This is a genomic window from Streptomyces sp. RKAG337, assembly GCF_023701715.1.
GTDB lineage: Bacteria > Actinomycetota > Actinomycetes > Streptomycetales > Streptomycetaceae > Actinacidiphila.
The window spans coordinates 3,280,639-3,302,177 of sequence record NZ_JAJOZA010000001.1 but is presented as its reverse complement, the minus strand read 5'-3'; the positions used below and the strand labels follow the sequence as shown (position 1 = coordinate 3,302,177).

Annotated in this window: 21 protein-coding genes and 1 pseudogene; 14 read left to right on the top strand and 8 right to left on the bottom strand. The window is 71.4% G+C overall.

Features of this window, described 5'->3' with window-relative positions; genetic code table 11:
- Positions 1–156: 156 nt before the first annotated feature.
- On the top strand, positions 157–1,275 hold the full coding sequence (locus tag LNW73_RS14460; RefSeq protein ID WP_250990177.1) for an aminoglycoside phosphotransferase family protein: 1,119 nt from the start codon (positions 157–159) through the stop codon (positions 1,273–1,275).
- Here LNW73_RS14460 and LNW73_RS14455 read toward each other — a convergent pair.
- Positions 1,235–1,657 carry a GNAT family N-acetyltransferase gene (locus LNW73_RS14455; RefSeq protein WP_250990176.1) on the bottom strand — a complete coding sequence of 141 codons (423 nt, stop codon included), beginning with the start codon at positions 1,655–1,657 and terminating at the stop codon, positions 1,235–1,237. The two genes, LNW73_RS14460 and LNW73_RS14455, sit on opposite strands and share 41 nt — an antisense overlap.
- Positions 1,658–1,806: 149 nt before the next feature.
- On the opposite strand from LNW73_RS14455, the gene LNW73_RS14450 reads away from it, so the two are divergent.
- Together LNW73_RS14450 and LNW73_RS14445 are read left to right on the top strand one after the other, a co-directional pair.
- Positions 1,807–2,721 carry a dihydrodipicolinate synthase family protein gene (locus tag LNW73_RS14450; protein ID WP_250990175.1) on the top strand — a complete coding sequence of 305 codons (915 nt, stop codon included), beginning with the start codon at positions 1,807–1,809 and terminating at the stop codon, positions 2,719–2,721.
- Positions 2,718–3,752 carry an aspartate-semialdehyde dehydrogenase gene (locus LNW73_RS14445; protein ID WP_250990174.1) on the top strand — a complete coding sequence of 345 codons (1,035 nt, stop codon included), beginning with the start codon at positions 2,718–2,720 and terminating at the stop codon, positions 3,750–3,752. Before LNW73_RS14450 ends, LNW73_RS14445 begins: the two co-directional genes overlap by 4 nt.
- A gap of 43 nt (positions 3,753–3,795) precedes the next feature.
- On the opposite strand, the gene LNW73_RS14440 is transcribed toward LNW73_RS14445, so the two are convergent.
- Both LNW73_RS14440 and soxR read right to left on the bottom strand, forming a co-directional pair.
- Positions 3,796–4,350 carry a DinB family protein gene (locus tag LNW73_RS14440; protein ID WP_250977062.1) on the bottom strand — a complete coding sequence of 185 codons (555 nt, stop codon included), beginning with the start codon at positions 4,348–4,350 and terminating at the stop codon, positions 3,796–3,798.
- A gap of 107 nt (positions 4,351–4,457) precedes the next feature.
- On the bottom strand, positions 4,458–4,913 hold the full coding sequence (soxR, locus tag LNW73_RS14435) for a redox-sensitive transcriptional activator SoxR (RefSeq protein WP_250990173.1): 456 nt from the start codon (positions 4,911–4,913) through the stop codon (positions 4,458–4,460).
- A 187-nt stretch (positions 4,914–5,100) separates the two neighbouring features.
- On the opposite strand from soxR, the gene LNW73_RS14430 reads away from it, so the two are divergent.
- The 5 genes from LNW73_RS14430 to LNW73_RS14410 all read left to right on the top strand — a co-directional run bounded on the left by LNW73_RS14430 (position 5,101) and on the right by LNW73_RS14410 (position 8,490).
- Positions 5,101–5,454 (top strand): YciI family protein, encoded by a 354-nt coding sequence (locus LNW73_RS14430; RefSeq protein WP_250990172.1) that lies wholly within the window; start codon positions 5,101–5,103, stop codon positions 5,452–5,454.
- A 76-nt stretch (positions 5,455–5,530) separates the two neighbouring features.
- The gene (locus LNW73_RS14425) at positions 5,531–6,844 is read left to right on the top strand and encodes an RNA polymerase sigma factor (protein WP_250990171.1); all 1,314 of its coding nucleotides are present in this window, start codon (positions 5,531–5,533) and stop codon (positions 6,842–6,844) included.
- A gap of 94 nt (positions 6,845–6,938) precedes the next feature.
- Positions 6,939–7,376 carry a helix-turn-helix domain-containing protein gene (locus tag LNW73_RS14420; RefSeq protein WP_250990170.1) on the top strand — a complete coding sequence of 146 codons (438 nt, stop codon included), beginning with the start codon at positions 6,939–6,941 and terminating at the stop codon, positions 7,374–7,376.
- A 75-nt stretch (positions 7,377–7,451) separates the two neighbouring features.
- Complete coding sequence (locus LNW73_RS14415) at positions 7,452–8,012, top strand: hypothetical protein (protein WP_250990169.1); 561 nt, start codon at positions 7,452–7,454, stop codon at positions 8,010–8,012.
- A gap of 136 nt (positions 8,013–8,148) precedes the next feature.
- On the top strand, positions 8,149–8,490 hold the full coding sequence (locus tag LNW73_RS14410) for a DUF2516 family protein (RefSeq protein WP_250980263.1): 342 nt from the start codon (positions 8,149–8,151) through the stop codon (positions 8,488–8,490).
- An 18-nt stretch (positions 8,491–8,508) separates the two neighbouring features.
- Here LNW73_RS14410 and LNW73_RS14405 read toward each other — a convergent pair whose 3' ends face one another.
- From LNW73_RS14405 to LNW73_RS14395, 3 genes are all read right to left on the bottom strand, one after another.
- Positions 8,509–9,792: a PP2C family protein-serine/threonine phosphatase gene (locus tag LNW73_RS14405; protein ID WP_250990168.1), complete on the bottom strand. Its 1,284-nt coding sequence runs from the start codon at positions 9,790–9,792 to the stop codon at positions 8,509–8,511.
- Positions 9,793–10,041: 249 nt separating this feature from the next.
- On the bottom strand, positions 10,042–11,091 hold the full coding sequence (locus tag LNW73_RS14400; protein WP_250990167.1) for a C40 family peptidase: 1,050 nt from the start codon (positions 11,089–11,091) through the stop codon (positions 10,042–10,044).
- Positions 11,092–11,330: 239 nt separating this feature from the next.
- Positions 11,331–12,155: a class I SAM-dependent methyltransferase gene (locus tag LNW73_RS14395; protein WP_250990166.1), complete on the bottom strand. Its 825-nt coding sequence runs from the start codon at positions 12,153–12,155 to the stop codon at positions 11,331–11,333.
- 155 nt (positions 12,156–12,310) lie between these two features.
- Here LNW73_RS14395 and mshA point away from each other — a divergent pair, with 155 nt between their 5' ends.
- From mshA to LNW73_RS14380, 3 genes are all read left to right on the top strand, one after another.
- Positions 12,311–13,681, top strand: a complete 1,371-nt coding sequence (gene mshA, locus LNW73_RS14390; protein WP_441349479.1) for a D-inositol-3-phosphate glycosyltransferase — start codon at positions 12,311–12,313, stop codon at positions 13,679–13,681.
- Positions 13,674–14,219, top strand: a complete 546-nt coding sequence (locus LNW73_RS14385) for a YbjN domain-containing protein (RefSeq protein WP_250990165.1) — start codon at positions 13,674–13,676, stop codon at positions 14,217–14,219. The genes mshA and LNW73_RS14385 overlap by 8 nt, the downstream gene beginning before the upstream one ends.
- Before the next feature lie 131 nt (positions 14,220–14,350).
- Positions 14,351–16,054, top strand: coding sequence for a glycoside hydrolase family 55 protein (locus LNW73_RS14380; protein ID WP_250990164.1), 1,704 nt, complete (start codon positions 14,351–14,353; stop codon positions 16,052–16,054).
- On the opposite strand, the gene LNW73_RS14375 is transcribed toward LNW73_RS14380, so the two are convergent.
- On the bottom strand, positions 16,038–17,303 hold the full coding sequence (locus tag LNW73_RS14375) for an MDR family MFS transporter (RefSeq protein ID WP_250992917.1): 1,266 nt from the start codon (positions 17,301–17,303) through the stop codon (positions 16,038–16,040). The genes LNW73_RS14380 and LNW73_RS14375 overlap by 17 nt on opposite strands.
- 125 nt (positions 17,304–17,428) lie before the next feature.
- Here LNW73_RS14375 and LNW73_RS14370 point away from each other — a divergent pair, with 125 nt between their 5' ends.
- The gene (locus LNW73_RS14370) at positions 17,429–18,187 is read left to right on the top strand and encodes a phosphoglyceromutase (protein ID WP_250977072.1); all 759 of its coding nucleotides are present in this window, start codon (positions 17,429–17,431) and stop codon (positions 18,185–18,187) included.
- A gap of 437 nt (positions 18,188–18,624) precedes the next feature.
- Here the strand turns inward: LNW73_RS14370 and phoU are convergent, their stop codons facing one another.
- Positions 18,625–19,305 carry a phosphate signaling complex protein PhoU gene (phoU, locus tag LNW73_RS14365; RefSeq protein WP_138354080.1) on the bottom strand — a complete coding sequence of 227 codons (681 nt, stop codon included), beginning with the start codon at positions 19,303–19,305 and terminating at the stop codon, positions 18,625–18,627.
- A gap of 182 nt (positions 19,306–19,487) precedes the next feature.
- On the opposite strand from phoU, the gene LNW73_RS14360 reads away from it, so the two are divergent.
- Together LNW73_RS14360 and LNW73_RS14355 are read left to right on the top strand one after the other, a co-directional pair.
- On the top strand, positions 19,488–20,777 hold the full coding sequence (locus LNW73_RS14360; RefSeq protein ID WP_250990163.1) for a sensor histidine kinase: 1,290 nt from the start codon (positions 19,488–19,490) through the stop codon (positions 20,775–20,777).
- Positions 20,774–21,453: pseudogene (locus LNW73_RS14355) on the top strand (response regulator). The gene LNW73_RS14360 and the pseudogene LNW73_RS14355 overlap by 4 nt, the downstream one beginning before the upstream one ends.
- Positions 21,454–21,539 lie beyond the last annotated feature (86 nt).

Here is a 21,539-nt window from a genome sequence, read left to right as displayed (position 1 = left end):
TGTCCATGCAGGCGCGTGCAACCACGACTAGGGTCCTGCCAAATATCGATCGGCCGCGTACATCGGAAACCCCCGGGACGGGTGGCGGTGTTGGGTGGCTGTCAATTGCGCGGGAGCGGTGCCATGTCCAGCTTGACGCCCGGCCGGAAAAGGTTGTTGTCCGCCGCCAGTGAGTGGGACGAGCTGCGGCAGCTCGCGACGGATCAGGGCATCTGTATGTCCGGCTACCACAATCTCAACCATGTGGTCGAAATACCCTTCCACCTGGCGGAGTTGCTGGAGATTCCACCGGCCACGAAGGTCAAACTGCGTATTCCGCGCTCCGACTCGCTCACTGTCGTCGAGCGCGTCTGGCCTGACGAGGGCGCGGTACTGGACGCGCTGGCGGGCCTGCGGGGGATCGCGGACACCCCGCGGTGCTTCGTGCGGCGGGAGGGCTTCTCCGTCCACGAGTACGTCGAGGGAACCGCGCTCTCCCAGCTATGCCCGCCGGGGAAGCCGTTGGAGTCGCGATATCTCGACCAGATCGTCGGGCAACTGGCCGCCTTTACCCGGGTGCCGGCGTCGGCTCTGCCGCCGCTTCCGGAGGAGTGGGCGCACGACCGTGACTGCAGGGCCTTTCTCCGGGGGCGGGCGCAGTTCGCCGAGCGGGAGGTGCGCTCGGCGAACTGGCCGGAGTTCGGTCCGCTCTTCACGGCGCTGGGCGTACCGGAGAGCGCCTCGCGGGAGCTGCGCGACCGGCTCTCCGTGATGGAGCGGCGGCCCTTCGCATTGCTCCATGCCGATGTACACCGGGACAATCTGATCGTCCGGGCGGATGGCGAGCTGTGCCTCGTCGACTGGGAACTCGCCATGTGGGGCGATCCGCTGCACGACCTGGCCATCCATCTGGTCCGGATGGGTTATCCCCGGGACCAAGAGTCCGAGGTCGTCGAGCGGTGGCGGCGGTCCGTGGAGCAGGTGCGGCGGGACGCGGTGCGAGGACTGGACGACGACCTGCCCGCGTACATCGCCTACGAGAGAGCGCAGTCGCTCTTCGCGGACACGATGCGCGTTGCCCGTGCGCTGGGCCCGCATCCGGAATCGGGCCAGGTCGGCGCGGGGGCGTACTTGGTCCGCGAGGCGCTGCGGGTCGCGGCGGAACCGCTGTGGCTCGCCGGTGTTCCGACGCTCACGGAGGTGGCACGCGCCCTGGTGGGCTGGTGCCGGCACGCAGACCGGCACGCCGCGCCCGTCACTGCAGGCCGAGGGCCATCCACTTGGACGGGTCGGTGAGGGGTTCGAAGCCGAGCTTGGCGTAGACGCCGTGGGCGTCGGCGGTGGCGAGGAGGATGCGGCGGAGGCCTGAGGGGGCGAGGTGGTCGCGGACGGCGGTCACCAGGGCTACGCCGAGGCCTTTGCCGCGGGTGGCGGGGTCGACGTAGACGTCGCAGAGCCAGGCGAAGGTGGTGTGGTCGGTGACGACACGGGCGTAGGCGAGCTGGGTGCCGGAGGCGGTTTCGTAGAGGCCGAAGTTGAGTGAGTTCGCGATCGCGCTGTCCTGCTTCTCGCGGCTCCGGCCCAGCGCCCAGTAGGCGTCGGTGGAGAGCCAGTGGTGGATGCGGGCGGCATCCAGCCGGGCGGGGTCCGTCGAGATCTCATAGGTGTCGTCGTCCATGGCGGCGAGGTTGCCAGGCGGGGGCGGCGGCGTCGACCCGATATCGGGGCCGCCCGGGTCGGTGCCGCACGTCGGTGCAGCGTTGCTTACCTGTTATGCGGAGAACTATTAACTGGACCTTGACTGTCGATGTGCGTCACGCTCGACGGATGGACCTAGACCGGCCGCTCGGCGGCATCCACGTGCCCTTGATCACGCCCTTCGACGCCGACGGGACGGTGGCCGCCGCCGCGCTGGAAGGTCTCGCGCACAGCGCCCTCGACGGGGGCGCGGCCGGACTCGTCGCGCTCGGCACCACCGCCGAGGCCGCGACGCTCGACGCGGAGGAGCGCGGCACGGTCACCGCGATCGTCGGCAGGGTGTGCCGCGAGCGCGGGGCCTGGCTGACGGTGGGCGCCGGATCGAACGACACCCGGCGCTCCGGCGAGGAGCTGCGGGCGCTCGCGGGTACCGGGGCGGCGGCCGCACTCGTTCCTGTGCCGTATTTCACCCGGCCCTCCGAGGCCGGGGTGATCGCGCACGTCGAGGCGCTGGCGGCGGACAGCCCGGTGCCGTTGATCATCTACAACATTCCGTACCGCACCGGGCAGACCCTCGGCATCGAGGCGCTGCTGCGGCTGGCCGCCGTCCCCGGCGTCGTCGGGGTGAAGCACGCGGTCGGCGGGATCGACCAGGACACGGTGGCGCTGCTCGGCGCCGAGCTGCCCGGCTTCGCCGTCCTCGCGGGCGACGACGTCTTCGCGCCCGCGCTGCTCGCCCTCGGCGCGGCCGGCGCCGTGCTCGCCTCCGCGCACCTGCTGACCGACCGCTGGGTGGAGCTGTTCAGGACCGGCGACCGGGCGCTGGGGCACCGGCTGGCGGCCCTCGCGGCGGCGGTGTTCGCCGAGCCGAATCCCACCGTCATCAAGGCCGTGCTGCACGCCCACGGCCGCATCCCAGGACCCGGCGTACGGCTGCCGCTGCTGCCGGCCGGCGGCCCATCGCTTGAGACGGCTCTCCGGGCATGGGACGCGGCGGGGGATACTCGGGTCCGTACGCACGCATTGATCGGAGAGGCGTCATGAGGATCGGAATCGTCGGAGCGACCGGCCAGGTGGGCGGAGTCATGCGCAAGGTGCTCGCCGAGCGCGCCTTCCCGGTGAAGGAGCTGAGGCTGTTCGCCTCGGCCCGTTCGGCCGGGAGCACACTGCCATGGCAGGACGGCGAGATCGTCATCGAGGACGCCGCCACGGCCGACTACTCGGGGCTGGACATCGTCCTGTTCTCGGCGGGCGGCGCTGCTTCCCGGGCGCTGGCGCCCAAGGTCGCCGCGGCCGGTGCGGTCGTCATCGACAACTCCTCCGCCTGGCGGCTGGACCCCGAGGTCCCGCTGGTCGTGTCCGAGGTCAACCCGCACGCGATCGCGGACCGCCCCAAGGGCATCATCGCCAACCCGAACTGCACGACGATGGCCGTCATGCCGGTCCTGCGCCCGCTGCACGACGAGGCCGGCCTGACCGCGCTGATCGCCACCACGTACCAGGCCGTCTCCGGCTCCGGCGTGGCCGGTGTCGCCGAGCTCGACGGCCAGATCCGCAAGATCGCCGACCAGGCCGCCGCGCTCGCCTTCGGCGGCGAGAACGTCGAGTTGCCGGAGCCGGGTGTCTACGCCCGCCCGATCGCGTTCAACGTGCTGCCGCTGGCCGGCTCGATCGTCGACGACGGCAGCTTCGAGACCGACGAGGAGCAGAAGCTCCGTAACGAGAGCCGCAAGATCCTGGAGATCCCGGAGCTGAAGGTCTCGGGCACCTGTGTGCGCGTGCCGGTCTTCACCGGGCACTCGCTGCAGGTCAACGTGCGCTTCGAGCGGCCGATCAGCGTCGAGCGCGCCTACGAGCTGCTGTCCGCCGCCCCCGGCGTCGAGCGCTCCGAGATCCCCACCCCGCTGCAGGCGGCCGGCCAGGACCCGACCTTCGTCGGCCGGATCCGCCGGGACGAGACCGCGGAGAACGGCCTCGCCCTCTTCTGCTCCAGCGACAACCTCCGCAAGGGCGCGGCTCTCAACGCCGTCCAGGTCGCGGAGCTGGTCGCGGCGGAACTGACCGCCGCGCGCTGAGCCCGGCGCGCCCGACGCATTGACGCGTACGTGCTGACCGCCGTCAGAACGCCTTGCCGCTCTCCTCGGCGATCAGCACGTACGACGTCTTCCCGTCCAGCGACTCGCGGATGACGTCCGCGTGTCCGGCGTGCCGGGCCGCCTCCTCGATGAGGTGCAGCAGCACCCAGCGGGCGTTGACCCGCATGCCGGCCGGGAACCACGGCGCCTCCGGCAGCGGGACGCTTCGCTCCAGGTCCGGCAGGCCGAGGATGGTCTGCTCGGTCTGCCGCGCCACGGCCTCGTACTCCTCCAGCACCCCGGCCACGGTCTCGTCGCCGACCAGCTGGAAGTCCTCGTGCCAGTTCGACTCGTCGCGCTTGCGGGCCGGCGGCCGCCCCATCAGCGTGGTCTGGACCCAGTTGTCCTCGCAGCCCAGCGCGTGTTTGATCAACCCGCTCAGCGACAGCTCGCTCGCGCTCGGCCGGGACGCGGCCTGCTCGTCGGTCAGGCCGAGGACGGCCCGGCGCAGGGCGCCGCGCTGTGCCTCCAGGAAGGCCAGCAGGGCATCCCGCTCGCCCTGTTCGCCGGTCTTTCCCGTGCGCACCAGTGTCGGCATGACGGCCACCTCTCGTTCGGTCTCGATGTCTCGACTCTAGGAGCCCATGCGGTCAGGTTCTGTCCGCATCCACGCACCGGCATCTGCACGCGGGCAGCGGGGAGGTGTCAGGCGCCGAGCAGCCGGCGCGGTCCCGGCCCCTGCTCGCCGAGGGCGTCGTGCGGATTGGCCAGCTGGCACTTGTCGATCGACAGACAGCCGCAGCCGATGCAGTCGGTGAGGTGGTCCCGCAGCTGCTCCAGCTGGGCGATGCGGCTGTTCAGGTCGTCGCGCCAGCACTCCGAGACGTTCGCCCAGTCCGCGCGGTTCGGCGTCCGCCCTTCCGGCAGCAGACCGAGGACCTCGCGGATCCGCGCCAGCGGGATGCCGACCCGCTGCGAGACCCGGATGAACGCGACCCGGCGCAGCGTGTCGCGGCTGTAGCGGCGCTGGTTCCCCGAGGTGCGCCGGCTGCGGATGAGCCCCTCGCGCTCGTAGAAGCGCAGCGCGGACGGGGGGACGCCGCTGCGGTCGGAGAGTTCACCGACAGTTGCTTCCTTGGCGTTCCAGGGGAGTTGGGTCATGGCCGCCACAGTAGCGCCCGACATGAACCAACGTTGAGGTATCGGCCTGTCGGGAGGGTTCGCCGGCCCCTCCCGACACCACCCGGAAAAAACTTTCGCGGACGTGTCGATCCTGGCGTCTCCCGTTCGACGCATCAGTAGGAGCAGGGTTCGGAAGACGGAAAACGTACGAGAAGGAGCCATCGCGATGCGCTACATGATGATGCTGAGGATCGAAGAGAACACCGACATGGTCCCCAGCGAGCAGCTGATGGAGGACATGGGCAAGCTCATCGAGGAGATGACGAAGGCCGGGGTGCTCCTCGACACCGGCGGTCTGCGGCCGACCGCGGAAAGCACCCGCATCCAGCTCTCCGGCGGCAAGCTGACCGTGATCGACGGGCCCTTCACCGAAGCGAAGGAAGTCATCGGCGGGTACGCGATGATCGAGGTGAAGAGCAAGGAGGAGGCGCTGGAATGGGCCTCGCGCTTCCTGCGGATCCACGGTGACGAATGGGAGATCGTGTCGGAGATCCGGCAGATCGAGGGGTCGAACGACTGACCGCCTCCGGCGGCCCGCCGCACTCCTCCCGGGGAAGGTTGCCGTCGCGCTGACGAGGGTGCTCTGATGGGTCGCCATGACGGAACCCAGCGCCCGCCCCAGCGCCCGCCCCGACGCCCACCGTGCGATCGAGGCGGTATGGAGGATCGAGTCGGCGCGGCTCATCGCCGGTCTCGTACGGCTGGTGCGCGACATCGGCCTCGCCGAGGAGCTGGCGCAGGACGCCCTCGTCGCGGCGCTGGAGCAGTGGCCCGGGTCGGGCGTCCCGGACAATCCGGGCGCCTGGCTCATGGCCATCGCGAAGCACCGCGCGATCGACCTCCTGCGCCGTAAGGAACGGCTCGCCCGCAAGATCGACGTGCTCGGGCACGAGATGGCGACCGCGGGGCACGGTGCGCCGGCCGACGTCGAGGCCGTCGTCGACGGGGACATCGAGGACGATCTGCTGCGGCTGGTCTTCACCGCCTGCCATCCGGTGCTCTCCACCGAGGCGCGCGTCGCCCTCACGCTGCGGCTGCTGGGCGGGCTGAGGACCGAGGAGATCGCGCGCGCGTTCCTCGTCCCGGAGCCGACGGTCGCCCAGCGGATCGTGCGGGCCAAGAAGACGCTCGCCGAGGCCCGCGTGCCCTACGAGGTGCCGGCCGGGCCGGAGCTGGGCGACCGGCTGGCGTCCGTCCTCGAGGTCATCTACCTGGTGTTCAACGAGGGGTACGCGGCGACCGCAGGCGACGACCTGATGCGTCCCGCGCTCTGCGCGGAGGCGCTGCGGCTGGGCCGCGTGCTGGCCGCGCTCATGCCGAAGGAGCCCGAGGTGCACGGCCTCGTCGCGCTCATGGAGATCCAGACGTCCCGGTCGGCGGCCAGAACGGGACCGGAGGGCGAGCCGGTCCTGCTGCTCGACCAGGACCGTTCGCGCTGGGACCTGCTGCTCATCCGCCGCGGGTTCGCCGCGCTGGAGCGGGCCGCCGTGCTCGGCGGGCCGCCGGGCCCGTACGCGCTGCAGGGCGCGATCGCCGCCAGCCACGCCCGCGCCCGCACCCCGGAGGAGACCGACTGGCAGTCGATCGCCGGGCTCTACGAACAGCTCGCCGCGCGCGCTCCGTCACCCGTCGTGGAGCTGAACCGCGCGGTCGCCCTCGCCATGGCGTACGGACCGGCCACCGGGCTGGAGCTCGTCGACACGCTGACCTCCGAGCCGTCCCTGGCCGGCTACCACCTGCTGCCGACCGTCCGCGGCGATCTCCTCGCCCGGCTCGGCCGCTACGAGGAGGCAGGTCAGGAGTTCACCCGCGCCGCCGCCCTCACCCGCAACGCCCGCGAGCGCACCCTGCTGGAACAGCGGGTGGCGGAGTGCGAACACCGCAGGTCCGGAACCGCTCCGAAGGGGTGAGGCGTTAGGCCGTGACGGCTCTCACACAGGGCAATCGAGCCTTTTGCAAGCGATGTGCTTGCAATAGTTAGCAACGATGGTGCAGCATCGGGACATGGCTTCACTGAACGTCGGCAACGTCGGCGAGTACCTGCGGGAGCAGCGGCGCAATGCGCAGCTGTCGCTGCGGCAGCTCGCGGACGCCGCCGGGGTCTCGAACCCCTACCTGAGCCAGATCGAGCGCGGGCTGCGCAAGCCCAGCGCCGAGATCCTGCAGCAGCTCGCGAAGGCGCTGCGGATCTCCGCGGAGACTCTGTACGTCCAGGCCGGAATGCTCGAGGAGCGCGACCGGGACGAGCTGGAGGTCCACGCGGCGATCCTGGCCGATCCGACGATCAACGAGCGGCAGAAGCAGGTGCTGATCCAGATCTACGAGTCGTTCCGCAAGGAGAACGCCGTGGTGGAGGAGCCGGTGCCCGCGGAACCGGTGCTGGCGGGCTCGATGCCGGCGGCCCCGTCGCCGGCGGACCCGGTGCAGCCGAAGACCGCTTGACCGGCGCGTATGGCAGCGCGCCCAGCAGACCGTACGCATGACCACGCGCCGACAACCCCGTCCGGGAGGACCCTCATGGCGATCACCGATGACATTGTGAAGACGCTCAAGGACCCGACTCCGCTCTACGCGGTGGCCGGCACCGCCGACCTCGCCGCCGAGAAGCTGCAGCGGGTGCCCGCGCTGATCGAGAAGATCCGCGCCGAGGCCCCTGAGCGGTTCGAGAAGATCCGTAACGCCGACGCGAAGGTGATCCAGGACCGCGTCACCGCGCAGGCCAAGGACGCCCAGACGAAGGTGACCGAGGCCTTCGGCTCCGTCGAGCTGGACCTGAAGAAGATCGGCGAGTCCGTCCAGGACTTCGCGCTCCAGGGCGTCGGCCGGGCCGCTGAGGCGGCCGTGAAGGTCCAGGAGACCTACGGCACGCTGGCCGAGCGCGGCAAGGGCGCCGTGGCGACCTGGCGCGGCGAGGTGGCCGACGAGATCGAGGAGATCGCCGTAGCGGTCGAGCCCGACCCGCGGCCGGCCGCCCAGCCCGCCGCCACCGAGGCGGCCGCCTCGGTGCCCGCCCCGGCGAAGAAGCCCGTCGCGAAGAAGGCCCCCGCCAAGAAGCCGGCGGCCAAGCCGGCCGAGTAGGGGACGCCGCACAGCAGGACGGGCCGGGCACGCAGCGCGTGCCCGGCCCGTTGTCCCTGCAGTACCGGTACGGTGGCGGCGACGGTTTCCCGGGCGTAAGGACGAGCTCGGCCATACGGACAAGGCGGTGGACGGCGTGCTGATCACGGGGTTCTTCGGGGTTCTGGCCCTGTTGTCATGGGCGCTGTTCCTCTTCGCGCTCTTCGCGTTCATCGACTCCGCGGTCCGCCGCGAGGACGCCTACCGCGCGGCCGACAAGAAGACCAAGCCGTTCTGGCTGATCGTTCTCGGGCTCGCCGCCGTGGTGATGAAGTTCTTCTCGATCTTCTCGTTCCTGCCGGTCATCGGCCTGATCGCGGTGATCGTCTACATGGTCGACGTCCGCCCGGCCCTGAAGCAGGTCTCCGGCGGCGGCCGGGGCGGCCGGCGCGGTGGCGGCAGCAGCAGCGACGGCCCGTACGGACCGTTCAGCCGCTGAAGGCCGCGGGGACCATGTTCAGCCGCTGGACCGCTGGATCTGGGCCGGCAGGCCGAGGATCCGGGCCGGGGCGACGCGGTCGAGCAGCACGACGGCCACATCGTCCGTCAGCTCCCCGCCGTTCAGCTCGCGTGCCTCGGTGACGGCCGCGTCCAGCAGGTCCTCACCGCGCAGCCCGCCGGCCAGCTGGCGGGTGATCATCCCGACCATCCCGTCCTGGCCGAGCCGCTGGGTGCCCTGGCCGATCCGGCCCTCGATCAGCCCGTCGGTGTAGAGCATCAGGCTCCAGGACGTGCCCAGTTCGACCTCGATCCGGCTCCACGCGGCCTGCGGCAGCAGCCCGAGCGCCGGGCCGCCCGCCTCGTACGGCAGCAGCCGCGGCACTCCGTCGGCGCCAGTCAGCAGCGGGGCCGGGTGGCCGGCCAGATACAGATCGGCGCGCCCGCCGTCCGGCGCGATGTCCAGCGTGCAGAGCGTCGCGAAGATCTCGTCGTCGGCGCGCTCGTTCTCCAGCACCTTCTGCAGGGTGCTCAGCAGCAGGTCGCCACTGAGCCCGGCGAACGTCAACGCCCGCCAGGCGATCCGCAGTTCGACACCGAGCGCGGCCGCGTCCGGGCCGTGCCCGCAGACATCGCCGATCATCGCGTGCACCGTGCCGTCCGAGGTGCGCACCGTGTCGTAGAAGTCGCCGCCGAGCAGTGCGCGGCTGCGCCCCGGCCGGTACCTGGCCGCGAACCGCAGATCCGCGCCGTCCAGCAGGGGGGTGGGGAGCAGTCCGCGTTCCAGCCGGGAGTTCTCCTGGGCGAGCAGCCGGGTCTCGGTGAGCTGGCGCTGCGCGAGGTCGGCGCGCTTGCGCTCGACGGCGTAGCGGATCGCCCGGGTCAGATGGGAGCCGTCGAGCTCGTCGCGCGAGAGATGGTCCTGCGCGCCGATCCGTACCGCCTCACCTGGCTCGCCCACCTCACCCGCACCATCGCCGGTCAGCACGAGGACGGCCGTGCTGGGCGCGAGGCGCAGCAGCCGGCGCAGGCTCTCCAGCCCGTCGCCGTCGAGGACCAGCAGCACGCAGTGCACGTCGTCGGTGAGCAGCCGCTCGGCCTCGGTGAGATTGCGGGCCCGGCGGATGCGCACCCGGGTCCCGGCGCCGTCGAGCAGCTCGGGCGCGGTGAAGGTGCCCGCCGGATCGTCACCGATGACCAGCAGCGTCAGCGCCGGTACGGAGGCGTCCTGGCGCTGCCGGGGCACGGGCAGCACGGCGAAGCCGTCCGCCTCACCGGCGCGCGGTACCTCTGTTGCGGTCATCGGACTGATCCTTCCCTCCCCCGAGGGTCATTGACAGGCGACCATAGCGGCAGCGCGCGGTGTGGCGGGAGGCCACGAGGTAAACCGCCTGTGTCATATGCAGCGGTCAGGAGGGGATTTCAGCTCCGATACGACGATCCGGGCATGACAAACGTCACCCGGCCTCCGTACTTCATTCACAACATGTGCAACATCGGTCACCCGGGACGGTCACCCGGGACGGTCACCCGGGACGGTCACCCGGGACGGTCACCCGGGACGGACCACGCCGAGGATCCGCATGGAGCCCGCCCCCGCCATGGTGATGTTCCTGCCGGGCCGCGGGGCGTGCACGATCGCGCCGTCCCCGACGTACATCCCGACGTGGCTGGCGTCGTCGAAGTAGATGATCAGGTCCCCGGGACGCATCCGGTCGACCGGCACGTGCGGCAGCAGCCGCCACTGCTCCTGTGACGTCCGAGGAATGTTCCGGCCCGCCGCCGCCCACGCCTGCTGGGTCAGCCCGGAGCAGTCGTACGAGGACGGCCCGTCCGCGCCCCACTCGTACGGCCTGCCGATCTGCGCCGCCGCGAACGCCACCGCCCGCCGGCCCTGCACGCTCGCGTCGCCCGCCGCCTTGGGCAGTTGTGCCAGCTTCTTCGCCTCGTCGCTCCGCGTCCACGTCAACTGCGCCTGGTACGCGGTCTCGTCCTCCAGCCGCTGCAGCCGCAGACGCTCCTGCTCCTTCAACGAGGCCAGCAGCGCCTTCGCCTGCGCGAGCCGCGACTCGACCCGGGCCTTGGCGGCCGCGGACTTCTTCCGGGTCTCGACCAGGGCCTCCCATTCGGCGGTGGCCGCGTGCGCGTAGCCGTCCAGCGCCGCCTTGGTGGACTTGAGGTCGCTGATGGTGGTGTTCGCGGCCCGCGCCCCGCGTTCCGCCAGGCTCGCGTCGTCCAGGAACGTGTCGGGGTCGGAGGACAGCGCGAGCTGTATCTCGTCCGGCATCCCACCGCCGCGGTACTGCGCCCGCGCCATCGCCCCCACCTGGTCGTTCAGCGTGCCGAGCCGCGTCTGGGCGCTGTCCAGCGAGATGGCGAGGGAGACCAGGTTCTGCTGCTGCGCGAGCACCTTCTCCTCGGCCGCGTTGAACGACTCGGTGGCGGCTTCCGCCTGGCGGTAGAGGGTGTTCACCTCGGCCTGAACCTGGGCGAGCGTCCTGGGCCGGTCGGCGTGCGCCGCCCCGGGCACCGCCAGCGTCGCTGCCGCGCAGAGCAGGGCCGTACACAGGACGGTCGCGCTGCGCGATGGTTTCGCCGCCATCGTCACCACCTCGTATCTGACGGGTCGTCAGGATTGGCACATGGGTGGGGATGGTGCCACGGGGTGCCGCAATGCGACAGAGGCAGAAGGGAATTGGCGGCGAGGTCGTGCGGGCCGGAACCACGCCCGGTGCCGCGCCAGGGCGTGTCGGACCTGCGCTCCGCGCGGCGCCAGGGTGTGTCAGATCCCCGCGGTGCCAGGGCGGGTCGGACCTGCGCTCCGCGCGGTGCCAGGGCGGGTCAGGCCTGCGCTCCGCGCGGCGCCAGCGCCTCCCACCTCACCGTGACCTCGCCCTGCCGCCAGCGGTCCGCGCGGTCCGTGACGGGCCAGCCGCTCTCCGCCAGGAGGCGCACACTGCGGATCCAGCGCTGTCGCGCGCCGAGGGACGCGAACGGCGCCGCCGTCGCCCACGCCCGGTCGAACTCCGTCAGGAACGCGTGCACCGGCTCGCCCGGGACGTTCCGGTGGATCAGCGCCTTCGGCAGCCGCTCCGCCAGATCGGACGGCCGGTCCAGCGAGCCCAGCCGGGTCGCGAACGTCACCGTGCGCGGCCCCTCGGGCCCGATCGCCACCCACACATGCCGGCGGCCGATCTCGTCGCAGGTGCCCTCCATGAGCAGCCCGCCGGGCGCCAGCCGGGCCCGCAACCGGTCCCAGACGGCCGGCACCTCGGTCTCGTCGTACTGCCGCAGCACGTTCGCCGCCCGGATCAGCACCGGCCGTCGACTTCCCCCAGGCCCGCCCCGGGCGGTGCCTCCGGGCAGCGTCACCTCGAAGCCGCCGTGCGCGAACGTCAGCCCGTCCCGCCGGTACGGTTCCGCCGCGGCGACCCGGGCCGGGTCGATCTCCAGCCCGACCACTTCGGCATCGGGCCGGACGGTACGCAGCCGCCCCAGCAGCTCGACCGCCGTCCACGGCGCCGCCCCGTACCCGAGGTCCACCGCCACCGGATCGGCCGCCCGCCGCAGCTCGGCCCCGAGCGCGAACGCGATCCACCGGTCCATCCGGCGCAGCCGGTTCGGATTGGTGGTGCCACGGGTGATGGTGCCGACGGGTCTCGCCATGGTCCGACTTTAGGTGCTGGCACCATGGGCGCAGGCGCGCGTGCATCGGGCCCGGCCCCCGCACCCCACGAAAAAGTTCGGCAAAGCGGAAATGGGAACGGTCCGTTCCGGCGTTCCACGGTTGAACGGACCCGTCCGGCCGAATGGAGAGCGGCGTGACCCAGCACATGGCACGGCTCGGTGCCCTGCGCGGCTACGCGCAATCGCGTGGTCACGCGCAGTCGCGCCGACTGCGCTGGCCCGCCCACGGCCGCAACGCGCCACGCCGAGTGGCGATGCTCAGCGTGCACACCTCGCCACTCGACCAGCCCGGCACCGGCGACGCCGGCGGGATGAACGTCTACATCGTGGAGCTCGCGAAGCGCCTCGCCGAGATCAACATCGAGGTCGAGATCTTCACCCGCGCCACGACCGGCGCGCTCCCGCCCACGGTGGAGCTCGCCCCCGGCGTCCTCGTCCGGCACATCGACGCCGGCCCCTACGAGGGACTGGCCAAGGAGGAGCTGCCCGCCCAGCTCTGCGCCTTCACCCACGGTGTGATGCAGGCCGAGGCCGGCCACCGCCCCGGCCATTACGACCTCGTGCACTCGCACTACTGGCTGTCCGGCCATGTCGGGTGGCTCGCGGCCGAGCGCTGGGGCGTCCCCCTCGTGCACGCCATGCACACCATGGCGAAGGTCAAGAACGCCGCGCTCGCCGAGGGCGACACCCCCGAGCCGGCCGCCCGCGTGATCGGCGAGACCCAGATCGTGGAGGCCGCCGACCGGCTGATCGCGAACACCGACGAAGAGGCGGACGAGCTGGTCCGCCACTACGGCGCGCAGCCGACCAAGGTGGCCGTCGTCCATCCGGGGGTGAACCTGGACCGGTTCCGGCCTGCCGACGGGCGCGCCGCCGCCCGGGACCGCCTCGGTCTGCCGCAGGACGCCGTGATCCCGCTGTTCGCGGGCCGTATCCAGCCGCTCAAGGCCCCTGACGTGCTGCTCCGCGCCATCGCGGTGCTCCTGGACGAGGACCCTTCGCTGCGCGAGCGGCTGGTCGTCCCGGTGGTCGGCGGCCCCAGCGGCAGCGGCCTCAGCAAGCCGGAGCGGCTGCACAAGCTGGCCGCGCGGCTCGGCGTGAGCGACGTCGTACGGTTCCAGCCGCCGGTCGACCAGCAGCGGCTCGCGGACTGGTACCGGGCCGCGACGGTGCTGGTGATGCCCTCGTACAGCGAGTCCTTCGGCCTGGTCGCGATCGAGGCGCAGGCCTGCGGCACCCCGGTGATCGCCGCGGCCGTCGGCGGGCTGTCGGTGGCGGTCAGGGACGGCGAGACCGGCTTCCTGGTGCCCGGCCACGACCCGGCCGACTACGCGCGGGCGCTGCGCCGCTTCATCGACCAGCCGCACCTCGGCGAACAGCTGGGGGAGGCCGCCGCCCGGCACGCCCAGGCGTTCGGCTGGGGGAGGGCGGCGGCGTCGACCGCCGACGTCTACACCGACGCGATGCAGGAACACCGCCGTCACCTACGATCGGCTCATGGCTGAGCAGCGGCAGACAGCACGAGCGGGACAGGCCGAGCAGGCCGCCCGCGACACCGTCGAGCAGGCGCTCAAGGAGGCCGGGCTGGAGTGGGAGAGCCCGCAGCCCGGCACCTTCGTCGCCAAGATCCCCGGCACCCGCAAGCTGTCCACCACCTGCTCGCTGATCGTCGGCAAGCACACGCTCTCCCTCAACGCGTTCGTCGTCCGGCACCCCGACGAGAACCAGGAAGCGGTCTACCGCTGGCTGCTGGAGCGCAACCTGCGGCTGTACGGGGTGAGTTACGCGATCGACCGGCTCGGCGACGTCTATCTCACCGGCCGGATCCCGCTCGCCGCCGTGACCGCCGACGAGGTCGACCGGCTGCTCGGCGCGGTCCTGGAGAATGCGGACGGCTCGTTCAACACGCTCCTCGAACTCGGATTCGCGGCCTCGATCCGCAAGGAGTACGCCTGGCGCGTGTCGCGCGGTGAGTCGACGCGCAACCTGGACGCGTTCACACATCTGACCGGCGCGGACAAACCGCCGGCGACGGACGACTGACCGCACGGCGGCGCACGAGCTGCAGCTCCACCACCTAATACGGTCCGACCCCTTCCCGTCGCCCGCAGGGACATGGCACCCTCATGCCGTCGCACATCTGAATAGCGTTCAGATACGTGAAAGGCGGGGTCATGACGATCAGTCGCAGGAGACTGCTCACGGGAGCCATTCAGGTCAGCACGGCGGCGGTCGCCGCCACCGCGCTCGGCGGCCGCACCGCCTTCGCGGCCGCACCGAACGCACCAGCCGCACCGCCGTCGACCGGCGTGCCGTCCCCCCTCTGGGCGGAGTTCAAGGCCGCGCCCTACACCCACCCGCAGATCCCGAACGTCGCCCGCGCGGGCTACAACGGCGGCGAGCGGAACTTCCCCCGCCGCCCCGTCCGCGCCAACGTCCTGCACTACGGCGCCAGGCCGGACGGCTCCGCCGACGCCGCGCCCGCCATCAACCGGGCCATCGCCGACGTCGGCGAGCGCGGCGGCGGCACGGTCCTGCTGCCGCGCGGCACCTACCGGATCGACGACGTCATCCAGCTCGGCTGGAGCAACGTCACCCTGCGCGGCGAAGGCAGCGGCACCACCAAGCTCTTCGCGACGCGCTCGCTCACCGAGATCATCGGCGCCTACGGCAGCCGCTACGGCGGCAACAAGTCGTCCTGGTCCTGGGCCGGCGGCCTGGTCTGGGTCTGCCCGCGCGAGCGCTACCGCACCCTCACCGACGCGATCAAGGCCAAGGCCTGGCCGTTCGAGGGCTGGACCGGCAACAAGCGCGACGCATGGCAGACCCTCGCCACCATCACGGCCGTCGCGAAGCAGGGCGACTTCACCGTCACCGTCGACGACCCGTCCCGCCTCCGGCGCGGCGACCGCGTCCTGCTCCAGCTCGCGGACGACGCCGCGCACACCCTGCTGGACCACATGGCGGGCGACGTGGACGGCGCCGCCAGCTACGACTGGTCCGACAAGACCAAGGTGCTCTCGTACGTCCCCTACGAGTGGCCGGCCCGCGTCACCGGCATCCGCGGCCACCGCGTCACCCTCGACCGGCCGCTGCCGCTCGACACGCGCCTGGGCTGGGCCCCGAAGCTGACGACGCTCATCGACCCCGTGGTCAACTCCGGTGTCGAGGGCCTCACCATCGAGATGGTGGAGACCCCGCAGGCCCAGCATCTGCTCGACACGGGCTACAACGGCCTGGTCCTGCAGTGCGCTTGGGACTGCTGGGCGGACGACGTGCACGCCGTCAACGTCGACAACGGCTTCCTGCTCGTCGCCGCGAAGGGCTCAACGCTCCGCCGCACCCGCGTCTCCGGGCGCGGCAGCCACCACCCGTACTGCTGCCGCGAGGGCTCCCACGACAACCTGATCGAGGACTTCGCCATCGACCAGCGCACCGTCATCCCCGCCCCGGCGGGCACCCAGCTGCACGGCATCAACGTGGAGGGCCTGTCCAGCTACAACGTCTGGTCGCGCGGGCGGATGGACATGGGGACGTTCGACACCCACCGCGGGCTGCCGTTCGCCAACCTCCGCACCGAGATCACCGTCTTCAACGACGGCCAGCACGGCGGCGACGCCAGCGCGGGGCCGCTCTACGGCGCCCGCTTCACCCACTGGAACGTCACCGTCGCCAACGGCCGCGCGGGCTGCGTCAAGATTGACGACATCGCCCCGTACAGCGCCACGGTGGGCATCTCCGAGGTCACCCCGTTCGGCCAGATCGACGTCCCGGACTTCACCGGCCCGCTCCACTCCCGCCTGGAGTCCTACGGCACCCCGGCGGTCACCCCGCCGAACCTCTACGAGGCCCAGCGCCACCTCAACGGCTGCTCCTGACGGCGGCAGCGGAAGCCGGTGCCGGCCCGGAGGCCGGCACCGGCCCCTCCACCTCCACCACTTCCACCAGTACCTCCGCGGTCTTGACCGTTCCCCGCGTCCGCAGCAGCGCCCAGTACCCGGCCGCGGCGACCGTGCCGACGACCGCGCAGGCCCCCCACGCCGCGTTGCCGCCCCAGTGGTCGAGGGCGAAGCCGCCGGCCAGCGGGCCGACGAAGGACGCGGCGGACCAGGAGAGCGAGAACATGCCCTGGTAGCGGCCGCGGGCCCGCGCCGGCGCGAGGTCGGCGACCACCGACATCGAGGCGGGGGCGTGCACGATCTCGCCGAGCGTCCAGACCGTGACGGTGAGGGCGTAGAAGCCGACGGAGCCGGCGAAGGCGGTCAGGCCGAAGCCCCAGCCCATCAGCAGGGTGCCCGCCGCGAGCAGCGCCCCCGGGCTGCGGCCGGTCATCATGCGGGTGACCGGGATCTGGAGCAGCACGACGAGCAGTCCGTTGAGGCCGATGACCAGCCCGTACTGGCTCGCGGTGAACCCGGAACGGCCCATGTCGACCGACAGGGTCGTGGCCCCCTGCTGGCCCACGGTCCCGAGCAGGAAGGTCAGCCCGACCAGAGCCATGAACCGCCGGTCGCGCAGCACCTGGCCGAGCCCGGCCGGCTCCGCGTCCACGGTCGCCGAGGCCTCGACGGCCGGCAGCGTCTCCTTGACCTTCACGAAGACGACGACCGCGCACAGCAGGGTCATCAGCGCGTCGCCCAGGAAGAGCCAGACGTAGCCCTGGGCGGCGATGAGCCCGGCGACGCCCGCCGAGACCCCGAAGCCGATGTTGATGGCCCAGTAGTTGAGGGCGAAGGCCCGCACCCGGTCCTTGGGCGGCACGAGATCGGCCAGCATCGCCTGGAGGGCGGGCCGGGAGGCGTTGCTGGTGACGCCCACGAGCCCGGCGACCGCCGCGATGGCCACCGGGTGCGTGACGAAGCCGAGCAGAGCGGTGACCGCGGCCGTGCCGAGCTGGGCGACGAGCATGGTGGCGCGCCGCCCGACGCGGTCCGCGAGGACGCCGCCGACGACGGAGGCGATCGATCCGCCGAGCCCGTAGAGGGAGGCGACGAGGCCGGCGTAGGAGGCGGAGAAGCCCCGGTCGACGGTCAGGTAGAGGGCGAGGAAGGTGACGACGAATCCGCCGAGCCGGTTGACCAGCGTGCTGGTCCACAGCCACCAGAACTGGCGCGGAAGCCCCGACATGGTTTCGCGCACAGCCCGTCCGACGTCCGGCACTCAGGCCCCCCTGTGTAATGGTCACTTGCGACCGGAGGAGATTACCGTGGACAGGTGAGGAGGCGCCAGAGGATTTCCATTAGGCTCGGGCCATGGCTGCTGCGTACAAGCTGATCCTCCTCCGCCACGGCGAGAGCGAATGGAACGCTAAGAACCTGTTCACCGGCTGGGTGGACGTCAATCTGAACGAGAAGGGCGAGAAGGAGGCGGTCCGGGGCGGCGAGCTGCTCAAGGACGCCGGCCTGCTCCCCGACGTCGTCCACACCTCGCTGCAGAAGCGTGCGATCCGCACCGCGCAGCTCTCCCTCGAAGCCGCGGACCGGCACTGGATCCCGGTGCACCGCTCCTGGCGGCTCAACGAGCGGCACTACGGTGCGCTCCAGGGCAAGGACAAGGCGCAGACCCTCGCCGAGTTCGGCGAGGAGCAGTTCATGCTCTGGCGCCGGTCCTACGACACCCCGCCGCCGCCCCTCGCGGACGGCACGGAGTTCTCGCAGAGCGACGACCCGCGCTACGCGTCGATCCCGAGCGAGATCCGTCCCCGCACCGAGTGCCTCAAGGACGTCGTCGAGCGCATGCTGCCGTACTGGTACGACGGCATCGTCCCGGACCTGCTGGCCGGCCGCACCGTCCTGGTCGCCGCGCACGGCAACAGCCTGCGCGGTCTGGTCAAGCACCTCGACGGCATCTCCGACGCCGACATCTCCGGTCTGAACATCCCGACCGGCATCCCGCTCTCCTACGAGCTCGACGCCGACTTCCGCCCGCTGAACCCGGGCGGCACCTACCTCGACCCGGACGCCGCGAAGGCCGCCATCGAGGCCGTCAAGAATCAAGGCAAGAAGAAGTAGCGAAGGACGCCGGACGCGCGAAGGGCCCCACCCGGATCCGGGTGGGGCCCTTCGTCCCGCCAGGGGTGGTCGTCAGGGTCTCAGGAGGTGCAGCCGCCGCATTGGCAGGCGCCGCCGGACTGGCACCCGCACCCGCAGCTCGCACCGCAGCCGCACGCTCCGAGCACCGGCAGCTGTACCCGCACGAGCTGCGGGGGACGGTCGAGTGACGGCTGGTCCCGGATGGTCGGCGGGGTGGGGGAATCCTGCATAAGTACCCTCCTCGGCTGGGCTACCGCACGCAGTCGAAGCCGCCACGTGCGGGCGCATCAGCACCCATTGAACGCGCCCGGAGGCGGGCGCATCAACGGCGCGCGGAGGCACGACAGGGCGCGGGGCGGGACCGTTCGGGCCCCCGCCCGACGGTCCCGGACCCCGGACCTCGATCCGTTCGGCCGTCAGACCCCGTCGACCTGCGTCGCGGGCGGCGTCAGCTCGTCGGCGTGCTCACCGGTGACCAGGTAGACGACGCGCTTGGCGACCGACACGGCGTGGTCGGCGAACCGCTCGTAGTAGCGGCCGCACAGGGTCACGTCGACCGCCGTCTCGATGCCGTGCTTCCAGCGGTCGTCCAGCAGGTGCTGGAAGAGCGTGCGGTGCAGCTCGTCCATGCGGTCGTCGTCCGCCTCCAGCTGCAGCGCGTCGTCGACGTCCTTGGTGACGATGACCTCGGCGGCCTTCGCCATCAGGCGCTGCGCGAGCTGGCCCATCTCCAGGATGGTGCTGTGCAGGTCGTTCGGTACGGCCGACTCGGGGAAGCGCAGCCGGGCCACCTTCGCGATGTGCCGGGCGAGGTCGCCCGACCGCTCGATGTCCGCGCTCATCCGCAGGCTGGTGACGACGATGCGCAGGTCGGTGGCGACCGGCTGCTGCCGGGCCAGCAGGGTGATCGCCCGTGCTTCCAGGTCGCGCTGCAGCGCGTCGACCTTCTCATCGGCCGCGATCACGCTCTCGGCGATGTTCAGGTCCGCGTCCAGCAACGCGGTGGTGGCCCGGCCGATGGCGGATCCGACGAGCCGGGCCATCTCGACCAGCCCTTCACCGATCGAGTCGAGCTCCTCGTGATATGCGTCCCGCATCGCTGTCCTTCCGTCCAAACAGAGGCGTCTCCTCCACGCTCCCACGCTGATGGGCGTACGCGTACCGCTCGAGCATCCCGAGTGAATCAGCGCCTACGTCAAGGTGAACTCTTGGCAACGGGCGTTCGAGAGGTAGCTCTCAAGGCTGTGGAGCACCCCTTATGGCCGCCTAACCTGGGGGTATGGACGTGAACGCGGCTCTTGCCGCAGCCAGTGCGATAGCCGGTCTGTGTACCGGTGTGATCGCTGTGCTCGCGTTCCGCTGGAGTGAGCGGGAACAAGCCCGCCCCACCCGCACGGCCCTGCGACCCGATGGCGCCGGCGTACTGCCGCCCGGAGTGGACACCGTCCTCTCCGTACTGCGTTCCTCGGCGGTCGTCCTCGATGAGGGCGACACGGTGGTCAAGGCCAGCTCGGCGGCGTATGCCCTCGGACTGGTCCGCGGCGGCCGCCTGGCCGTCGACCAGATGCTGCAGATGGCCCGTGAGACCCGGCGGGACGGCGAGATACGCCAGGTCGAACTGGATCTGCCACGAAGAGGAGCCGGTCGCGGCGAGGGCCTGGCGGTCTCCGCCAGAGTCGCACCGCTCGGCTCCCGGCTGGTCCTCCTCCTCGTGGAGGACCTGACCGAGGCCCGCAAGATCGAGGCCGTACGCCGTGACTTCGTCGCGAACGTCAGCCATGAGCTCAAGACCCCGGTCGGCGCGCTCTCACTGCTCTCCGAAGCCGTGATGGACGCTTCCGACGACCCAGAGGCCGTCATCCGCTTCGCAGGGCGGATGCAGATCGAGGCGACCCGCCTCACCAGCCTCGTCCAGGAGATCATTGATCTCTCCCGGGTCCAGAACGACGACCCGCTGGACGACGCGGAACCGGTCGACGTCGACGATCTCGTCGCCGAGGCCATAGACCGCTGCCGCCACCAGGCGAACGCCAAACAGATCACCATGGCCACCGGATCCGCCCCTGACCTGCACATCTGGGGCAACCGCGGCCAGCTCGCGGCAGCTCTCGGCAACCTCGTCGAGAACGCCGTCAACTACAGCCCGGCCCGCACCCGCGTAGGGATAGCCGGCCGCCGGATCCCCTCCCCGGGCGGCGACCTCATCGAGATCTCGGTCACCGACGCCGGCATCGGCATCTCGGAGAAGGACCGGGACCGGATCTTCGAGCGGTTCTACCGCGTCGACCCGGCGCGCTCCCGCGCCACCGGCGGAACGGGTCTGGGCCTGTCCATCGTCAAGCACGTGGCCGCCTCGCACGGCGGGGAGGTCACCGTGTGGAGCGCCGAGGGACAGGGCTCCACCTTCACCCTGCGGCTGCCCGAGGCCGGCATGGCACGCGATCACGCCCTGCTCGGCACCGAACCGGAGGACGACGAGTCCCCCGGTGGCGGGGGCCGCCCCGCCGGAGACCAGCAGTTCTACGAGAACTATTCCGATCACATCCCTGCCCCGGAGGTCCTTCCGTGACCCGTGTACTCGTCGTAGAGGACGAAGAGTCCTTCAGCGACGCGCTGTCGTACATGCTCCGCAAGGAGGGCTTCGAGGTCGCCATAGCCGCGACCGGGCCCGACGCGCTGGACGAGTTCGAACGCAACGGCGCCGACCTGGTACTGCTCGACCTCATGCTGCCGGGCCTGCCCGGCACCGAGGTCTGCCGCCAGCTCAGGCTCAAGTCCAATGTCCCGGTCATCATGGTGACGGCCAAGGACAGCGAGATCGACAAGGTCGTCGGCCTGGAAATAGGCGCTGACGACTACGTGACGAAGCCCTTCTCCTCCCGCGAGCTGGTGGCCCGCATCCGGGCCGTCCTGCGCCGTCGCGGCGAGCCGGAGGAGCTGTCCCCGGCCGCCCTGGAGGCCGGCCCGGACGGATGGACGTCGACCGCCACGTGGTCACCGTCTCCGGCGGAAAGGTCGACCTCCCGCTCAAGGAGTTCGACCTGCTGGAGATGCTGCTGCGCAACGCGGGCCGTGTGCTGACCCGTATGCAGCTCATCGACCGGGTGTGGGGCGCCGACTACGTGGGCGACACCAAGACGCTCGACGTCCACGTCAAGCGGCTGCGCGCCAAGATCGAGCCGGACCCGGGCGCACCGCGCTACCTGGTCACGGTCCGGGGCCTGGGCTACAAGTTCGAGCCGTAGCCTCGCCGGCGGGCCGTTCCGCGGACCCGCCCGCTTCCCCGCACATCACGACGGGCCCGGCAGCACACGCTGCCGGGCCCGTCGTC

Bases quoted from the DNA above. Each gene is read 5' to 3' on its own strand.
- LNW73_RS14455 (WP_250990176.1), bottom strand. From the start codon at position 1,657: ATGGACGACGACACCTATGAGATCTCGACGGACCCCGCCCGGCTGGAT.
- LNW73_RS14450 (WP_250990175.1), top strand. From the start codon at position 1,807: ATGGACCTAGACCGGCCGCTCGGCGGCATCCACGTGCCCTTGATCACG.
- LNW73_RS14445 (WP_250990174.1), top strand. From the start codon at position 2,718: ATGAGGATCGGAATCGTCGGAGCGACCGGCCAGGTGGGCGGAGTCATG.
- LNW73_RS14440 (WP_250977062.1), bottom strand. From the start codon at position 4,350: ATGCCGACACTGGTGCGCACGGGAAAGACCGGCGAACAGGGCGAGCGG.
- soxR (WP_250990173.1), bottom strand. From the start codon at position 4,913: ATGACCCAACTCCCCTGGAACGCCAAGGAAGCAACTGTCGGTGAACTC.
- LNW73_RS14430 (WP_250990172.1), top strand. From the start codon at position 5,101: ATGCGCTACATGATGATGCTGAGGATCGAAGAGAACACCGACATGGTC.
- LNW73_RS14425 (WP_250990171.1), top strand. From the start codon at position 5,531: ATGACGGAACCCAGCGCCCGCCCCAGCGCCCGCCCCGACGCCCACCGT.
- LNW73_RS14420 (WP_250990170.1), top strand. From the start codon at position 6,939: ATGGCTTCACTGAACGTCGGCAACGTCGGCGAGTACCTGCGGGAGCAG.
- LNW73_RS14415 (WP_250990169.1), top strand. From the start codon at position 7,452: ATGGCGATCACCGATGACATTGTGAAGACGCTCAAGGACCCGACTCCG.
- LNW73_RS14405 (WP_250990168.1), bottom strand. From the start codon at position 9,792: ATGACCGCAACAGAGGTACCGCGCGCCGGTGAGGCGGACGGCTTCGCC.
- LNW73_RS14400 (WP_250990167.1), bottom strand. From the start codon at position 11,091: ATGGCGGCGAAACCATCGCGCAGCGCGACCGTCCTGTGTACGGCCCTG.
- LNW73_RS14395 (WP_250990166.1), bottom strand. From the start codon at position 12,155: ATGGCGAGACCCGTCGGCACCATCACCCGTGGCACCACCAATCCGAAC.
- LNW73_RS14385 (WP_250990165.1), top strand. From the start codon at position 13,674: ATGGCTGAGCAGCGGCAGACAGCACGAGCGGGACAGGCCGAGCAGGCC.
- LNW73_RS14380 (WP_250990164.1), top strand. From the start codon at position 14,351: ATGACGATCAGTCGCAGGAGACTGCTCACGGGAGCCATTCAGGTCAGC.
- LNW73_RS14375 (WP_250992917.1), bottom strand. From the start codon at position 17,303: ATGTCGGGGCTTCCGCGCCAGTTCTGGTGGCTGTGGACCAGCACGCTG.
- LNW73_RS14370 (WP_250977072.1), top strand. From the start codon at position 17,429: ATGGCTGCTGCGTACAAGCTGATCCTCCTCCGCCACGGCGAGAGCGAA.
- phoU (WP_138354080.1), bottom strand. From the start codon at position 19,305: ATGCGGGACGCATATCACGAGGAGCTCGACTCGATCGGTGAAGGGCTG.
- LNW73_RS14360 (WP_250990163.1), top strand. From the start codon at position 19,488: ATGGACGTGAACGCGGCTCTTGCCGCAGCCAGTGCGATAGCCGGTCTG.